A 15,949-nucleotide genomic window follows, 5' to 3' on the forward strand; every position below is an offset into this window, starting at 1 on the left:
CCCCCTCGGGGGATCGCGCGGCGCCCTAGGGCTTAGGTCGGCTTTAGCTTGACTATATGTCCATATTATATTGACCGTCAGGTTTATCTTGACATATGATCGGTTTATGCGTACTGCGGCTCCGGCGTTACTTCCCGTCTTCCGGTCCCAGCACCAGGGTCAACTCTTGGCCCAGCTGCTACTTGACCCCGGTCGGGAGTACACGGTCACCGACCTTGCGCGCACGCTCGGCGTCTCGAAGCAGACCGCCCAGCAAGAGGTCGAACGCCTCGTCACCGCCCACGTGTTGCGCGACCGCCGGCAGGGCCGCAACCGGCTGATCAGCGCCAATCCCGACCATCCCGCCTACACGCCGCTGACTCAGCTCACACTGCTGACCTTCGGTCCCCACACAGTCATTGCCGAGGAATTCGGCGCCATCCCCGCAGTGGAGCAGGTACTGATCTTCGGGTCCTGGGCTGCCCGCTACACCGGGCAGCCCGGCCCGCCGGCCAACGACATCGACGTCCTGGCGATCGGCGAGCCCACGCGCAGCGATTTGTTCGATGCGGCCGACCGCGCCCAAAAGCGCCTCCAGATCCCGGTCAATCCCGAGAAGGCCACACCGGCCCAATGGGCCAACCCCGGCCAGTGGGCTCTGCTCACCGAGATCCAGCAGCGCCCCTACGTCCAAGTCTTTCCGCCGCAGGACGCGATATGAGCGGCTGGAAGACGGGCCAAGCGCAGATCGCCGCGCTGGTTGAGCGCCGCCACCTCGAGCAGGTCAGCGGTGACGCCGCCAACGGCGCATACCTGCTTCAACAGGCACGACAGCGGCTGGCCGGCGCACGCGCCGCCCGCTCCGCTGACCACATCGGGGCTTTCGAGCTCGCCTACGACGCCACCCGCCAGGCGCTCACCGCACTCCTGGCGCAGCAAGGCCTGCGCCCGACGACTGCAGGGGGCCACATCGCCGTCGCCGACGCCGCAGAAGCACAGTTCGGCGCATCGTTTCGGGTGTTCAACCGCATGCGCCGAATCCGTAACCAGCTCGAATATCCGCGCAGCACAGCTGATCTGGATCTGTCTGCCGCAGATACCGACCAGGCCCTCGCCGACGCCGAGCGGATCATCGACGCCGCGGACAGGCTTCTCCCCGAACTCGGGATGTGGCCATGATCTTGACCCTGCGCAGCTCAGCGTTCAAAGCGGTTTCCATTGTCGGCAGATGCTGGGACAATGCACCTATGGGGAGCAAATCCAAGCTGCAGATCGACACCCAAGAGTTGGCGTCAGCGGGCGCTAAAGCAACGCAGACGCTGACCGGTAGCGCCGCGCCGACGTTCGCCCCGCCACCGCCTGCCGCCGAATCGAAACTCGACGCAGCACTGGTTGGCGCGATCGCGAAAACCGAAGCTGTACGCACGAACGTGGACACCACGGACTCGCTCTGGGCCACCAAACAGCAAGCCGCACTGACCCAGTCGCCGCCGGTCCTCGCGCAACAGGATCAGCACGCCGCGCAGGACTACAACCAGGTCCAGTTCCCGACGCCGGTCGTGAAACCAGGCGGCGGATCCAACCTGCCACGAACCATCTAGCCAGGAGTTCCCTCATGTCGATCGCCCCACCGGCCCAACCCGCGTGGCCGCCGCCCCCGCCGCTGCAGCGGCGGCGCCGCTGGCCGGCGATCGCCGCGGCCGCAGGCGCCGGCGCAGTCATCGCCGGCGTCATCACCACCCTCGTCACCATCGCCGCCACGCCCGGCCCCTCCAACAACAGCACACCAGCCGCGCCGGCGACGGTCATCGTGACCGCCGCACCTCCAGCGCCACCAGCCCCGCTGCCGGCCGCTGAGGCGGACAAGAAGACCTGCCAAGGCTGGACGATCGCCGACGACCTGGTCACCACCGCGGCCTCGGGCCTCAACGTCATCCCGCAGAACATGCCGTTCACCGACCCCGCCGTACAGGCCAACCCCACGTGGAAGGCCGCAGTAGACCGCGCCAGCCAGCTCTACGGCCAGGCCGCCGAAACCCTGGCAGGCCAGCTCGCGCCCGGCACCAGCCCGATGCTGGCTGGGTTCGCTGACAGCACCGTCAGCGCACTGCGCACCCTCGCGGTGGCCTACAAGACCTTTGACCCCACCTCAGGAAAAGTTGTGGACATGTTCACCGCCGGCCGTGACTCCCTCGATTGGGTGTGCGGGCGATGACTCAGCACCACACCGTTGACATCGCGTTCCCGCCGCCGCTGCCTCCGCCGCCGGATCCAGGGAAGTGGCCGCCCCCGCCCGGGCCGCCGCCTCCTCCTCGCGGGTCCCGGCGGAGCTGGCCCGCACTCGCTACCGCCGCCACGGCCGGCGCGGTCGTAGCCGCGATCATCGCCGCGGTGATCACCATGCAGGTCCGCGACACCACGCCGGCCGCCGCGCCGACGCACGCGCCTGTGACGAAGACAGTTCAGCCACCCGCGCCACAATCTCCGGCGCCCCTTCCGACTGCGCAAGCAGACCACCAGACCTGCTACCAAGGCTGGGACTCCGCCGACCACTACGCCAACATGGCGCACGATGCACTGCCGGTATTGCCTAAGGACGTCAAGATCGGTGATCCGGCGATCCAGTCGAATCCGGATTGGACAGCAGCTTTACAGAAGTCTGGCAGCCTTTACCAGCAGGCTAGCGATGCCTTGCGCTCACAGATTGCGCCGGGCACCACGCCGGTCCTGCTTGAAGCGTCAAACACCGCAGTCAAAGCACTGCATACGTTAGGAACCGCTATCGCCACCGCCTCGCCTGCCAATGGCAACGCGTTCGGCATCGCCGATGCCGCCGCCAAGGCAGTTGGGACTCTGTGCAATCGCTTGGCGCCTTAGGGCGAAAGGACTGTTAATGGCTTCTGGCGCTGGCGATCCCGCAAAGCCTGCTACCGAGCATTCACAGGCGATCTTGGGAACCTCCTGGCCGTTACAGACGGCCTCCGCGTGGTCGGCTTATTCGGAGAGCTTCGCGGGAGCGGCGAATAAGTTATTCCCTGAGCTCCACACGCAGCACGACATTCGCAGCATCGTGGCGCCCATGGAAGGTGCCTTCATCGATGCGGCCCGCAGACTCGTCGACGGGCGTCAGACGACGCTGGAGAATCGCATCGAGGGCTACCGTTACCTCGCGAAGAAGGCGTTGTGGGCGTCTAGCGAGATCCATGCCACGAAGGCCGATTTGGTCGAAATCGTCAACAAGGCCGAAGAAGACATCAAAGCAGCACGCGAGGCCGCCGAGAAGGCCAAACAGGCAGCCGCGGCCGTCCCGGGCGCTGCTGCAGCCATCGACGCTCAGCTCAAGTCGGACATCGCCTCAATCGTTGCCGGCGCCGCGGGTCTGGCCCAGGCCCGCGATGCCGAGGGCGCAGGGAAAGTCGCAACATTGGCCGCCGATGTCGGCAAATGGGCAGTGCCGTACGGCAACCCAACACTGCCCGAATCCGGCGGCGTCCCCGGCGCCGGAGCTCCGGCGCCTGCCGCACCAGCTCTACCTGCGCCTCAAGGCGGTGGCCCAAAGATCGAGTCCGTTCATAACGGCAACGGCCTAGCAGATAGCCCGGATACAACCCAGTTCAACAAGGGTGACACTCCTCAGTCACAGCAGCAGAATCAGGTGCAGCAGACCGGGTTTCGTAAGCCGGATGGCACTGATCAGAACGGGACTAACCCGAAGCAGGCGCCGGCTGCTCCGCAGATGGGATCGGGTAGCAATCCGAGTTCGGTGATCGGGCAGATGATGAAGCCGATCTCGTCCGGCAGCGGGGGAGGCGGGTCGCCCGCGTCGATGGGGTCGATGCTGTCGCCGGGATCGGCTGGCGCTGGCAACGGTATGGGTAACCCGGGTGGGATGAATCCTGCTGGGACACAAGCTGGGCAGTTCCCCAACGCTACCGGCCCTGGGACCGGCGTCGGGACCGGCGCCGGCGCCGGCGCAGGCGCGGGGGCCGGTCGTGCGCCGGGGTTGGCGGGTTTGGGGTCCGGTATCGCTGAGACGTCGGCGCGGATGGCGACTGGAGCGGTCAGCGGTGTCGCGAATGGTCTTGGCGCGGCGGCCAATGTGGGTCACCAGGTCGCGCAGAATGTTGCCGCGGCGGCGGCGCCGGCTGCTACCACTGTGGGTTCGTCCGCGGTTACTACTCCTGCGGCTGCCGCGCCGGGTGTTGGTGGTGCTCCGATGGCGATGATGCCGTCAGCCGCCGCGGGTGCGACACCGGTGACTCCGGTGAGTAGCACGGGGCCGGCCGGTCCTGTTACGCCGTCGACGCCGGCGGGCGGTCCGCCTGGGGGTAGTGGACCGGCGCCGGTGGCGGCGGGCACACCGAATGGTGCGCAGGTGGCGCCCTTGGCGATGCCGCAGCAGCATGCCCGTATTCAGGCGATCGGTGCTGACGGTGCCAGCGGTGAGCTGTTGTTTCAGCAGGCCATGGACGCCGGTCATGACGTGATCGGGGCGATGCTGGCGCAGACCCTGGCCCAGGGCTATATCCAGACCCACTATGCGGTCTCGCTGATTTACGAACGCACCGGGGGAGTGACGGCGTGGTTGGCGACCAGCGAGGGCCCCTCGAGCATTCCGCTGGGAGTGCGGGTGCCGCAGGACGTGCGGCTAGCGGTCACTGATCCCGTTGCGGGTCGCGAACTGTGGGAGGCGAGCGCGGCCGCAGGAGGGATCAATCCCCTTGATGTGGTGGTGCGTCACGCCCAGGCCCGTGAGATGGCTGCCCCGGGTGCACGCGTGTTGGCGATCGCCTCATCGCTGCCGAAGGAGCAGATGACCGACTGGACCTCTCAAGTCAATGCGCGGGCTGTGGAGGTTGACCCTCGTAAGGTCTCGCCGACCACCAACGTCGGTGCGCATATGGTGCACCGCTGCGAAGTCGCTATGCCGTGGGAGTGGCGGCAGGCCAACGCTTTTGATGAGCAGCAGCGGTTGCAGATCGCGGCCCGGCACATGCATATGGCTGCCCTTTCTGGTCACCTGCACGGGGCTGCGAGCGAGAAGGTTATGCGGCTGTTCGAGGAGCGCAAACCGATCGGGGAGGAGTTATGGGCGCAGGTTCGTCACGAGCGGTTCGTTGCGCTGGTCGAATACGAGCAGGCGATTCTTGGCCAAGGTCATGGCGGATCAGAGCCAGCGTTGTCTTTGGCGACGGTGCGTGCGGCCGAAGTCATTGAGTCGCTGCGTCATTACGACACCGCGGAGGGGTGTGCGGACTTGTTGTATGCGACGCGGCTGGCCGGCGCCCCGCTGAGTCCCGCCGCTGCCGTCGCCTAAAGCAGGGACACGGCGCGTGGAGTACGGCAGCGAGTGTTGGCAGAAGACGGCGGCCGTCACCTACGTCGAGCGTCGCCACAGGTGCGCAGCATCAATTCTCGACGAGTCGCGGCGCGGCACGTTGAAGGGGAATTGGCGTGACGAACTAGTAGACGCCGCCTTGCTGCTGGTCCCAGCAGTCCCGATTATGCAGACCTACGTCGATATCGATGTGGTAGTGGCAATGGAGGTGGCCGGGTGGCCACGTCGGCCGTGGGAGCCGTATGCGGCCAACGGCGACTGGCGGCTCGCACTCGAGGCCTGGCACGAGGATCGGTTGGCCGTCGAGAATGCCTACGAGGAGGCCGGGCGGGCCGGGTTGATCCGCCTTGCCTATGCCAGCGAAAGCAGCTGGTGGCGGGATCAGCAACGGGGGCGGGAGTTCATCGCGGCGTGGTATCGCGCCGGGCTTGCCGCCGGCGGCGAGCCGTGCGATTGGAAGAGCTGGTTCAAGCAGCGGATCAGATTGCGTGAGGAGACCGATCCGCTACGGATTCGCGGCCGCGAGCGCAGCTTAGCGGCGGTCGACTCGGAGAGCTGGATGGAGGTTCTTCCCGAATGCTGGACCCACACCCGGCCTTGATGTCGCTCGAACCTGCTGCGGCAGTGTCTAATTCGCTGAGGAGGTGGTTAAGTGCCGCCCACTGCATTGCTTGACGCGGCACTGCCGAACACTCCGGTAGTCCCCGCTGTTGATGAGCGCTGGGTGCCACCGCCGGCTCGCAGCGTGCGCCGCAAGAAGACGGTGTCGGCGGCGGTGCCCACGCCCATGATGGCGGGCGCCCGGCATGTGTTTTGGCTCAACCCTGATGATCGCCAGATTCGTCAAGCGCGATTCCGTGTCCGGCGACCCGATAACACCGCGGGCCCGAGCGCGGTGTTCTCGGTCACCGTTGAAAGCACGAAAACCGTTGTCACTCAGCGTGGATCTGATGAGTCCGGTTTCTTGTCGTTCGTCTTACAGACCGACACCACGACGATGACGGGAACGTTTACGTTCACACGGGTACGCATCGTCGGGACCAAGGTTGTTGACGCACTACCGAGCATCGAGCTGCTTCAGGACTTTCGGGCGCCGAATGTTTTGCAGGTGTCTTGGGCGTCGGGTGAGTTCGTTGACTTTCAGGAGCTTCCTCCTTCAGATGAGGTGTTCCCGGAATCGGTAATGGAGTACTTGCGCGCGTTGACGCGCTTGCAGGCGTATGCGGCTGCACCGGTGGTGATTCCTGACCTGACGAGGGTGAGCGCCGGGGATGCGCGGGCGGTCAAAGACGCTGCCCGCCTGGTCGCGGGTGAAACGGTGGATGGTGAGTGGGAAGCCTTCCGCATGCCAGCGGGGGCGGCCGTCGACCTCAAGGCGTACTACGAACTGATCATCGTTGAGCCGCTGATCGTGACCGTCGGTGCGCACACCTACACGTTAGGCGCGATGCACACGCGTTTGCCGTCGGTGCGGTTCGTCGTCGAAGACGGGCGCCTGCGGGCCGAACCCTTTCTCAACGACACGATGCGACGGGTTTTCGCTCCTGAGGAACCGGTTCCGGAGCGCTCCCATCGTCCGGTGAAAGGCCGACCGATCGGCCTCATCGACAACCCTGAGGCGCCCGCGGGACCTGAGACATTGCCCGAGCGCGACAGCGCCGCGGTGCTCGAGGCGTTGCGTGCGCGAGTGTTAGTTGATGCACTGACCGAACCGGTGTCGCTGCGGCTGGTGTTGTGGCATGCCGTTGACGAAAGCCCTTTCGCGACAAGGGAGCAGGCGTGGGCCGATGCCGCCGCGGCGGTGCGGTCGCTGGCCGCCGACGGCTTGGTCACGCTCACTGAACAGACCTCAGGCGACTCGCCTGCGCCGGCCGTCGACGCGGAACGGCCGGAAGCCGTGTTAGACGCAGTCACCGAGCAGATTGCGCGCGGCGAGCGGCCGGCGTGGACGACGGGCCCCTGGCTCATTTTGACCTCCGATGGTCAACAGGTGGCGGCGCAGTTAGCGCCCCGTCCTGAGCGGCCCCCCGCGCGGCGTCGGCGGCGATTGCATGCCGCGGCGGCCGGACGCAGCGGCCACCGCGATAGCTCCGAGCGCGTCGACGAGATTCTGGCCAACGAGGTGTGGAACTGAACGCTGTCATCGTCGACGCCGGGCCGCTGATCGCCTACGGCATCGCCAACGACGAACATCACGAGACGTTCCTCGATTTCCTTGAAAACCATCCGGGCCCTTTCATCGTGCCCGTGCTGGTCATCGCGCAAGTCGCTCATATGCTGTGCCACCGTGCGGGTGTGGTCGCCGAACAGAAATTTCTCAACGACCTCGACGAGGACGACTTTCAGGTAGAGCCCGTCGCCGATGAGGATTGGCCGCGGATCCGCGCACTGGTCGCCCAGTACCGAGGCCTTAAACTCGGCACGGTCGACGCATCGGTCATCGCGGCCGCTGAACACCTCGAGATCACGCAGGTTGCGACGGTGGATCAGAGAGACTTTCGGGCCGTGAAACCTCGCCACTGCCAAGCGTTCACGCTTCTGCCCTACGACGCCTAACGTCGACGGCGGGGGAGACGTCGACGAGTGAGCTCATTCGGCGAAATCGGGAAGTCGTGCCGCGATTTTTTCCCAGGTCAGTTCGTTGGCGGCGATCGCCATGACGAAGGTTTCGGCGGCATCGACGTCGAGGGCTGCCGAGATCCGGTGCCCGTTGAGGCCGAGCAGCAGCCAGCACGCTGCCCAGCCTGTGCGTTTGTTGCCGTCGGCAAGTGCTTGCGTTGTGACCAACGAGTGCAGCAACGCGGCGGCCTTATCCCAGATGCCCGGGTAGGCGTCGTGTCCGAATACCGTTGCGGCGGGCCGCATGAGGCTCGACTCAAGTAGCCCTGCATCTCTGACGATGGGGCGGAAGCCGCATGCGTACTCTGCTGCGATGAGGACCTCGTCGGTAGTGGCGTGGTCGGTCACGCGAGGCGCTGGTTCAACTCGGCTGAGCGTTCGGCGATTTGCTGGGCCAATGCGCGCACGCGGCCTTCGCGGTCGCTGGCTTTGTCGAGGATGGCTTGCTTGGCGAAGGCGCGCATGGATGCGCCCGAATCACTGGCCGCAGACCGGACGAGGGTGAGTTCTTCCTCGGTGAAGTCGATATTCAGTGCCGGCATCTCACCCTCCTAGCCTTTCAAGTACCACCATGGTACCAGTGACGGTACCATGGTGGTACTGGCATGGCGGGGATCATCCCGTGGGCACCGGCCTGCGTAGGCGTTCAGGGCCGCGTGTCGCTGTCGTCGGCGACAATCATGCAGTCGCAACAACAGGTAGGAGGGCGGGCGCGTGGGGACACTCGATGTCAACCCGGCTGACCTGTTGCGGTTCGCAGACGCCTATTCCGAGCTGGCCACGCGTGCAGCACAAATTTCCCCGCAGGCAGCCCAGGAGGTCCAGCGCATCGCCGACACTCACGGCCCGATGGGTTATCCCACCGCGGTCGGTATCGCCGCGGGGCTCGCGAAGGCGGAGGGTCCGCTGCAGACGAAGGTCGACGACTTCGACGCGTACGCGCAGCGGCTGACCGAGCATGCCGCCACCTACACCAGTGCTGACGGCGGTGGGGCCGCGAAGCTGGACGGTCTTGACTTCGATCCCAGCGATCCTCCGCCCGACGGGCGCGCCGGCGATGTCCATGAAGCCGGCTTCGGTGAGCGCGGGCCCGGCACCGACGGAGGGCCGCTTCCCTTGGACACCGGCGGTGGCATCGAGTTCCACCGGCGCTGGACCGATAAGGATCTGTTCCCTCACCCGCCCACAGCAGCTGACATCAAGCAGGACTCCGTTGGTGACTGCTACTTCGACGCCACGATCGGGGCGATCGCGGAGGCCAACCCTCAGTGGATAAAAGACCGGATCCAATTCGACGAGGACAACAACTCTTTTGATGTGACGCTATGGAATGGTCATGCGTGGCAACATATTACGGTCACCCAGGATGATATCCAGACCGATATCGACCATCACGGGGCCAGTTGGTTGGATAACGGGCAGCCCAATGCTCCGTTGTGGCCCAGCGTGATGGAGTCGGCGTACGCGAAGCTGCAATGCCCTGGCGATGATCTCGGGCACGCACTCGATTACGGGATCGGGCGTGGCGGCTCGGCACCAGATGCGCTGCAGGCGTTGACCGGTAACCGCGGGGTGAGCATCGATCCCCGCGACGTGTGGCTGACTAATCAGCACATTGATCAGTCGATCTCGGGGGCGCTGGCAAGCCATCAACCGGTGACGATCTCGACCACACCCACCGGTGGCCCACTGTTGAACACGCACGTCTACATCGTCGAAGGCATCAGCGGCAGCGGCAGCGACGCGCAGCTGACCCTGCGCAACCCCTGGGGCGGCAACCCCAATGATCCGGGGAACCCACTGATCCAGGTCCGGTTGGGCGATGTCATCGGCTCCGGACCGACCGGCAAGCTCGGCGGGCTTGGGACTCACCCGACATTCAATGTCAACATCGGAGAACTCGGGAAATGAACCGGTCAATAAAGCTATGGGCTTCGGTGGCAACAGCGTTGGTCATCGTTGCGGCTGCAGTCTATTTCGGCGCGCAGTACACGTTCGCGCGCAAGCCCGCCTCACTGGCCAGCCTGCCCGAATATCCGTTCGTCGGCTCCGCCTACCCGATCGATGCCGTGCCCGGGCCCGACCGTGCCCGTGCCGAAGCGGCGTTGCGCCAGTTCGCGGCCGGGGTCGAGCCGGGATATCATCCGACCGCGGAACGGTTCTTGGCGAGCAAGGGCAAATTCATTTGGGACGCAGTGCGTAACAGCGTTGGCGGCTACCTGTCCGCACCGACATTCCGTGTTGACAATGCTGGGCAAACAAAGCCCAACGGTGAGGACCTCGCGTTCGCGGTGTGGTCGCGCACCAACCGGGTGCAGCAGTGGTTTAACCCCACACACATCCTCGCCGTGGGCATGCAAGACGCCCTCCAACCCGCAGCGGCCGGCGACCAAGTACATGTCTATGCCTACTTCGAACTCACACCAGCGGGAGGATCAGCATGAGCCAGGATCGAATCGACCAGGACGACGCCTACTGGCTGCGGATGATGGGCACCCGGTGGTCACAACCCACGCTCTCCGCCGGCGACGTCGCCACGCTACTCAATATCGGCAACCCGGCAGACCTGCCGCGGCGCGCACCCCTGCTGCCGGGCCCTGAGCGTGATCCTGGCGGTGCTCAACGGTGTTCGCGCGCAACGATTTACAACTACATTCTGCTGCACCAACCAGAACTCCAAGACCAGGTTCCCCGGCTGTATCCGTTCACCGCGGCGCTGGCCCCGGCCACGTTCCTGTTCGGTCAGGTTGTCGACGGGATGGCCGTGCACGCGTGGCAGCCCGGCGATGGGCGGGGCCCGGTCGCGGTGGCCTATGCCGGACACGAGCAGCACGAAAACGAACTTTATCGGCTCGCCGAACCGTTGTTGGCGCGCCTGCCGTGGGCCACAGCGGTGTGCCTGCCGGAAATGTCGACCCACAGGGCCAACGACGGCGCTTCAGCGCCCTACGTCGCCGTAGCAGAACGCCACCATAAGAGAACCAGCTACGGGTGGTTCGAGGTAGCCGGGCTCCTGCGGGTCGATCTTCCGTGGTGGCCGCCCGCGTTGCGGAATGTCGACGCGATCGCGGCCTGGCAGCCGGGTGCCCCGGTGCAGCGGATCCGAGCTCGGCTGGGGGAGTGGCCAGATCCGCGCCGGCTAGCCGCTCTGGTCACCAAGGACACGTCGGAATACGTCACCTCTCTGGTGGGCCGTGCGATCGAGTTTCTCAACCGCGAGGCGGCATCTGGCTGCATCGGTGATCAGAATCGCGAACAGCTACCCGCCCGGCGTGGTCTGCTGCATGCTGCGGTAGCCGATGTCGACCTCAGCCGCCCGGCGGTGCAGATCACCGAGGCTGAGGTGGCGGTGCTGCTGCACCAGAATTGCGACGAAGAGGCGGTCGCCGCCGACGTCCTCAGGCTGCTGGTTGGTCATAGCCCGATCTCCGGTGTTCTTCCGATCCCCATCACGTCGAATCCCTTGGCTAAGGAATGGATGACTCGCCTAGAGCCTGCTGATGGCTCCGAGCTCGGGTTCTGGAAGGCCCGTGGCCACGGTGAGGCCGCGGCGGCCGCGGCGGCTTACCGGGACCCGCTCAATCCGCACTGCTGGGTTGTGGCGACCGCTGACACCATCTATTCAACGGTGGGCCGATCGGTGCCGGCAACTGGCCAACTGACCGAGCTGTTCTACGAGCGCAACGGCGGCATGTTCCGCGACTCGCGGGGCACCGTGTGGCCGTTGCCCGCAACAGGTTTCGGAGTGACCGATACCGGCCCCAGCGGCGGCAGGGCAGGCAAGGAGACGTTGGTGCAAATCCTGACGAACTTGATCCTGGATGCCAGCGGCGACATCACGCGCCGCGAGGTGTCCTACAGCCCCGACTCGCCCTTAGCGCAGCTGGTCGCCCGCACGGAGCCGCCGTTGGTGATCAAGCCGGGCGACCCGGTCCTGGCGATCGGAGAGCGCTGATGGATCTCGCGGCGCTGCCTGACCCGCCGCAAACCTGGGAGGAAGCCAGGCCGTTGTTGCGGTCGATCTTGCGGCCGGCCACCTACGCCAGCTTGCGCCGAGATGGTGAGGCAGTCGCGTGGCGGCAGCCGGTGTCAGCGTTCGCCAATGAGTTGGTGGCGGTGGATTTCCCGCAGGCCCGGCTCATTGTCACGGTCGAGAACACCGCGCAGTGGGGGGTGGGCTGGCGCGAGGTGTTCGCCGCGGGCCGAGAAAATGTTGCGGCCCTTCACCCTGTGAGCACGGACGTGTCGTGCACCGAGGCGCCGGCCTTCTACGACGTCGAGCAGGCGACCTACATCAGCTCGGCCATCCTGACACACGGATGGCTGGCAGGGTTCGGCCAGCCTGAGGGGCCCCGCCCGGTGGCGTTTGTGCCCAGCGAAGACGTCTTGCTCATCGGTAGCGACGACCCTGAGGAGGGGGCGAAGTTCTTCGAGGTCGCCGAGAAGATGTATTGCGAGGCCGAAAGACCAGTCTCGCCAGAGGGATTCACGGTCCGCGGTGGGCGGCTGGTGCCCTTCGACAAGGCTGGTCAGCATCCGCTGCGGAGCCTGGCGGTGCGGGCTCGCACGTGCGCGGCGTTTCGCCAATACGAGGAGCAGACGGAATTTTTGAAGCGGACCTACGAGGAGGACCTGGTCGCGGTGTATGTGGCGGCCGCGCAGGTCATCGAGACCGGACATGGTCTGGCCTCGGCCACGGTCTGGGGCGAAGGCGTGACCTACGACTTACCCGAGGTCGACTACATCCTATTCATCAGCAACAACGATGAGCGGTTCGTGGTGCCCTTTTCGGTGGTCGTCGACATAGTCGGGATCGTTCCCACCGCGGCGGTGTTCCCGCGGCGCTATCGCGTTTCCGGGTGGCCCGAGCCAGCGCTGATGGAGTACCTGCGCCTCCACGCCGTGCCGCTGAATTCGTCCTGAGCGCCGCGGCGGCCGACGACGGTTCTACCGGCCACGGTCACCGGTAGGTGATGCGGGGCGCCCGGGCGGCTCGGCGGCCTGCAGTAACCGATAGGGCGCTCACCCGACGCACGCGGAGGGCACGTGACCGGGCAGCGGGCTAGGTGGGCGCCCGTGGCGCCGGTAGCATCGACGCTGGTCGAGTCGTCAAGGAGGTGAGTCCCGTGGAACGTAGAACGCCGAAGAAGGTCGTGGTCTTGAAGGCTGCGGTGAAACGCTCTGCGATGCGCGCTGTGAAGACGTCGGCCAAGTTGGAGGAGCGAGTCGTTCCGCCCGGCCACCAACGATCGGCCGCAGCGAAGGCCAAAGCAGCAGTCGCCCCCACCGCGACCGGTGTGGCGCTGAGCCTGCTGCGCGAGGCCTTCGGGCCGTCGCGGTGAGCGCGGACTCCTGCCTAGTGTCCCGCGTGCGTGCCACACTTATGCCATGCCCCGCAATCGCACCAGGGTGAGCACAACGGTCGACGCCGATCTGCTCGCCAGCGCGCGCAGTCTGCGGGCCGGCGCCAAGGACCACGCCTTGTTCGACGAGGCCTTGGGCGCGCTGCTGGCCGCCAACCGGGCCGCAGAGGTCGACGCGAGCTACGCCGCCTACGACGAGCACCCGGCCGATGAGCCCGACCAGTGGGGCGAGGTCGCCGACTGGCGCCGGTCTGCGAGGCATCGATGACCCTGCCGGCGCGCGGTGAGCTGTGGTGGTGCGAGATCCCCGGCTCGGGCGCGCGGCCGGTGGTGGTGCTGTCCCGTGATGCGGCGATTCCGAAGTTGCGGCGCGTGCTCGTGGCGCCGTGCACGACGACGGTGCGGGGGCTGGCCAGCGAGGTGGTGCTCGACCCGAGTGACGATCCGGTGCCTCAGCGTGCGGCGGTGAATCTGGATTTGGTGGAAAGTGTGCCGGTGGCGGCGCTGGGGACGCGGTTGGGTCGGCTGGCGGATTCGAGGATGGCGGCTGTGTGCGCCGCGTTGGCGGTGGCGGTGGGTGGCCGCTGAGTCAGTACGCCGTACGAGGCCCTGGTTGCCGTTGGAACAGCTGCAGGGCCGAGATGTGCTCGATGTGGGGTGGCGATGACTGGTTGTGCGAGTGGTGGTTGTTCGGGTTCGATCTGGACGATCCGCCGCGCAACGGCACGTTCACGGTGGTCCTGCCCAACGAGCCAGACTAGGGGCTGGCGCTGATGTCCCAGGAGCCGTCCTCGCCGTAGTCGGTGTCGTCGAGATCCCATGACTGGCCGTTCGGGTCCAGGACGTGGTCGTGTTCGCAGGTTGGGCAGCGGAAAGCGGTGACCAGACCGACGAGGTGCTTGCCGCCACGGATGCGGGCCCGTCCGATTGCCGTTGGCGCACTGCGCTTGTCGGTCCAAATCCGGCCGATGTTGATCAGCGCGGACGCGGCACTACCGCAGTGTGCACAGCGGTCGGGCTGCTTGGGTGGCGGGCAGATCATCATGCCGCGGGTGTCGCCCCAGGCGCCCCATTCGACGGGCAGGCCGTCCCAGCGAGGTGGGAGGTCGTGGTCGCGCGGCCACAGCTCCAGGGCCTGCTGGCGCGGATCAGTGAGCGGCATCGTCGATCGGCTCAGAGAGGTCGGCCATGCCGGCGCACGTGGCCGCGGGCTGCGGGATGAGGTGCCCATTGGGGCCGACGGTGTAGCCGTTCGGCGGTGGAAGCGGCAGGGGGACAACGGCTCCGCCGGCGGCGGCCGCGTACTGGTGAGCTTCGGCGTCCTCAGGGGCGGTGAAGACGCGGCCCGCCTCGGGGCGGCGCGGCACTTTCACCATCAGGGTGAAGTCCGAGACCGTCGCGTCGGTGCGCTTGCGCGGCTTCTGCGTGACGTGGTGGGGGGATGGCTCTCCGGGTTCGTTCACCTGGCCATTGTCCGGCCGGGCACCGACACGGCGTCCCATTGATCAGTAGGAGCGTGGTGCCGGGTCCTGATCGCATACGCGGGCCGTCGAGCACTGCGGCGGCCGCCGCTGCTCGCCGCTCCCCGGAGGTGATTCGGCAGCCGCGATGCCCGCACGGCGCCGGCGTGGTGTCGCCCTCTGCTGCACCCATCTCAGCCGCGCATGTTGGCGAACGGCAGACGCCCGTAGTGGGCGCGGAACTGGGCGATCATCACCGTCTCAGTGGTGGCGGCGGCGCCGTCGTCGGTGGCGCGCCATCCCACCAGCAGGTCGTCGTGGTCGGCGAGCTGCCAGATGCGGCGGCCGCCGGTGTGGCCGACGGGTTCACCGGCGCCGGATCGGCGGAACTCGTCGAGGCGCTTGCGCAGGCCACGGCGTCCGCTGGAGCCTGCGCTGGCCTTCCCGATGTAGACGATGCGGGTGCCGGGCACCCACAGCGTCTGCAGCTCGGCGACGGGCACCGTCGGGTCCTTGCCCTTGAAGTGTCCGGCCGGCGAGGTATCCAGGAAGGTCGGCGGTTCGTCGGTGGGCCGCACAATCACGTAAACGCCGGGGCCGGTGGGCACGGCGGCGGTGGGCAGGGCGGTGAACGGGACCCAGCCGGTGAAGCCGCTCAGGTCGATCGGCTCGGACGTCATGGGGTTCATGGTGTCAAGCGGCGCCGGCGGCGTTCGGTGTCGAGGTCGACGACGTCGACGTCCTGGTGCTCGACGCCCCCAGCTGCGGCGGTGGCGGTCTGGTGTTCGGCGACGGCGGCGGCGATGCGGTCGGCCATCTTGCTGATCGTGTCGTCGGTGATGTAGACCTTGGCGGCCTGGCGGCCGATGCGCGCGAGGCGGGCGACGTGGTCGAGGTCGTCAGAGATGTCCTGGCGGGCGGTGTCCTCGCTGACGGTGAGTCCGTGCCGGTCGGCGAGCAGGGAGACCAGCAGTGCGGCGCGGTCGTCGAGCCAGGGGGAGCGGCGTGCTTTCATCGTGGCTGAACCGTACCGGCCGAGGGCGGCGCCGCAGCACCGGATGCAGGCGGTGTCCGCGACGCTGGCTGTCGCCGTGGACTGGCGGGCCTGAAAAAGGGCGCTGCAATTGGCGGGCAAGTGTCGCCTGGTGTCGCATCTATCGGGGAGAATCATGGATAACTGATGAATTGGT

22 protein-coding genes are annotated in these 15,949 nt (G+C 66.6%); 16 read left to right on the forward strand and 6 right to left on the reverse strand.

The genetic code is table 11. The features are described from left to right. Positions 1-106 precede the first annotated feature (106 nt). From BRW65_RS23105 to BRW65_RS23145, 9 genes are all read left to right on the forward strand, one after another. Positions 107-700 carry a helix-turn-helix domain-containing protein gene (locus BRW65_RS23105; RefSeq protein ID WP_065499191.1) on the forward strand — a complete coding sequence of 198 codons (594 nt, stop codon included), beginning with the start codon at positions 107-109 and terminating at the stop codon, positions 698-700. Further along, a complete protein-coding gene (locus tag BRW65_RS23110) occupies positions 697-1,158 on the forward strand; it encodes a HEPN domain-containing protein (protein ID WP_065499189.1) in 462 nt (153 codons plus the stop codon). The genes BRW65_RS23105 and BRW65_RS23110 overlap by 4 nt, the downstream gene beginning before the upstream one ends. Continuing rightward, positions 1,155-1,580 (forward strand): hypothetical protein, encoded by a 426-nt coding sequence (locus tag BRW65_RS23115; protein WP_131810766.1) that lies wholly within the window; start codon positions 1,155-1,157, stop codon positions 1,578-1,580. Before BRW65_RS23110 ends, BRW65_RS23115 begins: the two co-directional genes overlap by 4 nt. Before the next feature lie 14 nt (positions 1,581-1,594). Further along, a complete protein-coding gene (locus BRW65_RS23120) occupies positions 1,595-2,194 on the forward strand; it encodes a hypothetical protein (RefSeq protein WP_065499185.1) in 600 nt (199 codons plus the stop codon). Positions 2,195-2,370: 176 nt separating this feature from the next. Beyond that, positions 2,371-2,856: a hypothetical protein gene (locus tag BRW65_RS23125; RefSeq protein ID WP_131810765.1), complete on the forward strand. Its 486-nt coding sequence runs from the start codon at positions 2,371-2,373 to the stop codon at positions 2,854-2,856. 16 nt (positions 2,857-2,872) lie between these two features. Beyond that, on the forward strand, positions 2,873-5,296 hold the full coding sequence (locus tag BRW65_RS23130; RefSeq protein WP_065499180.1) for a hypothetical protein: 2,424 nt from the start codon (positions 2,873-2,875) through the stop codon (positions 5,294-5,296). A gap of 187 nt (positions 5,297-5,483) precedes the next feature. Continuing rightward, positions 5,484-5,918 carry a hypothetical protein gene (locus tag BRW65_RS23135; RefSeq protein WP_131810764.1) on the forward strand — a complete coding sequence of 145 codons (435 nt, stop codon included), beginning with the start codon at positions 5,484-5,486 and terminating at the stop codon, positions 5,916-5,918. Between the two features lie 51 nt (positions 5,919-5,969). After that, on the forward strand, positions 5,970-7,451 hold the full coding sequence (locus BRW65_RS23140; protein ID WP_139273214.1) for a hypothetical protein: 1,482 nt from the start codon (positions 5,970-5,972) through the stop codon (positions 7,449-7,451). Beyond that, a complete protein-coding gene (locus BRW65_RS23145) occupies positions 7,442-7,873 on the forward strand; it encodes a type II toxin-antitoxin system VapC family toxin (RefSeq protein ID WP_242657529.1) in 432 nt (143 codons plus the stop codon). The genes BRW65_RS23140 and BRW65_RS23145 overlap by 10 nt, the downstream gene beginning before the upstream one ends. 33 nt (positions 7,874-7,906) lie before the next feature. On the opposite strand, the gene BRW65_RS23150 is transcribed toward BRW65_RS23145, so the two are convergent. Both BRW65_RS23150 and BRW65_RS23155 read right to left on the reverse strand, forming a co-directional pair. Next, a complete protein-coding gene (locus BRW65_RS23150; protein ID WP_065499172.1) occupies positions 7,907-8,284 on the reverse strand; it encodes a type II toxin-antitoxin system death-on-curing family toxin in 378 nt (125 codons plus the stop codon). Then, positions 8,281-8,478, reverse strand: a complete 198-nt coding sequence (locus BRW65_RS23155) for a hypothetical protein (RefSeq protein ID WP_065499170.1) — start codon at positions 8,476-8,478, stop codon at positions 8,281-8,283. Before BRW65_RS23155 ends, BRW65_RS23150 begins: the two co-directional genes overlap by 4 nt. A gap of 172 nt (positions 8,479-8,650) precedes the next feature. On the opposite strand from BRW65_RS23155, the gene BRW65_RS31850 reads away from it, so the two are divergent. The 7 genes from BRW65_RS31850 (at position 8,651) to BRW65_RS23195 (ending at position 13,887) form a co-directional block, all read left to right on the forward strand. Next, a complete protein-coding gene (locus tag BRW65_RS31850) occupies positions 8,651-9,847 on the forward strand; it encodes a C2 family cysteine protease (protein ID WP_065499168.1) in 1,197 nt (398 codons plus the stop codon). Between the two features lie 26 nt (positions 9,848-9,873). Beyond that, positions 9,874-10,380: a hypothetical protein gene (locus BRW65_RS23170; protein WP_131810763.1), complete on the forward strand. Its 507-nt coding sequence runs from the start codon at positions 9,874-9,876 to the stop codon at positions 10,378-10,380. After that, positions 10,377-11,891, forward strand: coding sequence for a hypothetical protein (locus BRW65_RS23175; protein ID WP_065499164.1), 1,515 nt, complete (start codon positions 10,377-10,379; stop codon positions 11,889-11,891). The genes BRW65_RS23170 and BRW65_RS23175 overlap by 4 nt, the downstream gene beginning before the upstream one ends. Further along, positions 11,891-12,859 carry a hypothetical protein gene (locus tag BRW65_RS23180; RefSeq protein WP_065499161.1) on the forward strand — a complete coding sequence of 323 codons (969 nt, stop codon included), beginning with the start codon at positions 11,891-11,893 and terminating at the stop codon, positions 12,857-12,859. The genes BRW65_RS23175 and BRW65_RS23180 overlap by 1 nt, the downstream gene beginning before the upstream one ends. A gap of 203 nt (positions 12,860-13,062) precedes the next feature. Continuing rightward, positions 13,063-13,278 carry a hypothetical protein gene (locus BRW65_RS23185; protein WP_065499159.1) on the forward strand — a complete coding sequence of 72 codons (216 nt, stop codon included), beginning with the start codon at positions 13,063-13,065 and terminating at the stop codon, positions 13,276-13,278. A 46-nt stretch (positions 13,279-13,324) separates the two neighbouring features. Continuing rightward, the gene (locus BRW65_RS23190; RefSeq protein ID WP_065499157.1) at positions 13,325-13,567 is read left to right on the forward strand and encodes an antitoxin MazE5; all 243 of its coding nucleotides are present in this window, start codon (positions 13,325-13,327) and stop codon (positions 13,565-13,567) included. Next, positions 13,564-13,887: a type II toxin-antitoxin system PemK/MazF family toxin gene (locus BRW65_RS23195; protein ID WP_065499155.1), complete on the forward strand. Its 324-nt coding sequence runs from the start codon at positions 13,564-13,566 to the stop codon at positions 13,885-13,887. Before BRW65_RS23190 ends, BRW65_RS23195 begins: the two co-directional genes overlap by 4 nt. A gap of 169 nt (positions 13,888-14,056) precedes the next feature. On the opposite strand, the gene BRW65_RS23200 is transcribed toward BRW65_RS23195, so the two are convergent. The 4 genes from BRW65_RS23200 to BRW65_RS23215 all read right to left on the reverse strand — a co-directional run bounded on the left by BRW65_RS23200 (position 14,057) and on the right by BRW65_RS23215 (position 15,774). Further along, positions 14,057-14,461, reverse strand: a complete 405-nt coding sequence (locus BRW65_RS23200; RefSeq protein WP_065499147.1) for a hypothetical protein — start codon at positions 14,459-14,461, stop codon at positions 14,057-14,059. Continuing rightward, positions 14,448-14,762, reverse strand: a complete 315-nt coding sequence (locus BRW65_RS23205) for a hypothetical protein (protein ID WP_065499229.1) — start codon at positions 14,760-14,762, stop codon at positions 14,448-14,450. The genes BRW65_RS23200 and BRW65_RS23205 overlap by 14 nt, the downstream gene beginning before the upstream one ends. A gap of 191 nt (positions 14,763-14,953) precedes the next feature. Next, positions 14,954-15,439, reverse strand: a complete 486-nt coding sequence (locus tag BRW65_RS23210) for a hypothetical protein (RefSeq protein WP_073878646.1) — start codon at positions 15,437-15,439, stop codon at positions 14,954-14,956. 5 nt (positions 15,440-15,444) lie between these two features. Continuing rightward, on the reverse strand, positions 15,445-15,774 hold the full coding sequence (locus BRW65_RS23215) for a hypothetical protein (RefSeq protein ID WP_108724088.1): 330 nt from the start codon (positions 15,772-15,774) through the stop codon (positions 15,445-15,447). Positions 15,775-15,949 lie beyond the last annotated feature (175 nt).

The organism is Mycobacterium paraffinicum (assembly GCF_001907675.1).
Taxonomy (GTDB): domain Bacteria; phylum Actinomycetota; class Actinomycetes; order Mycobacteriales; family Mycobacteriaceae; genus Mycobacterium; species Mycobacterium paraffinicum_A.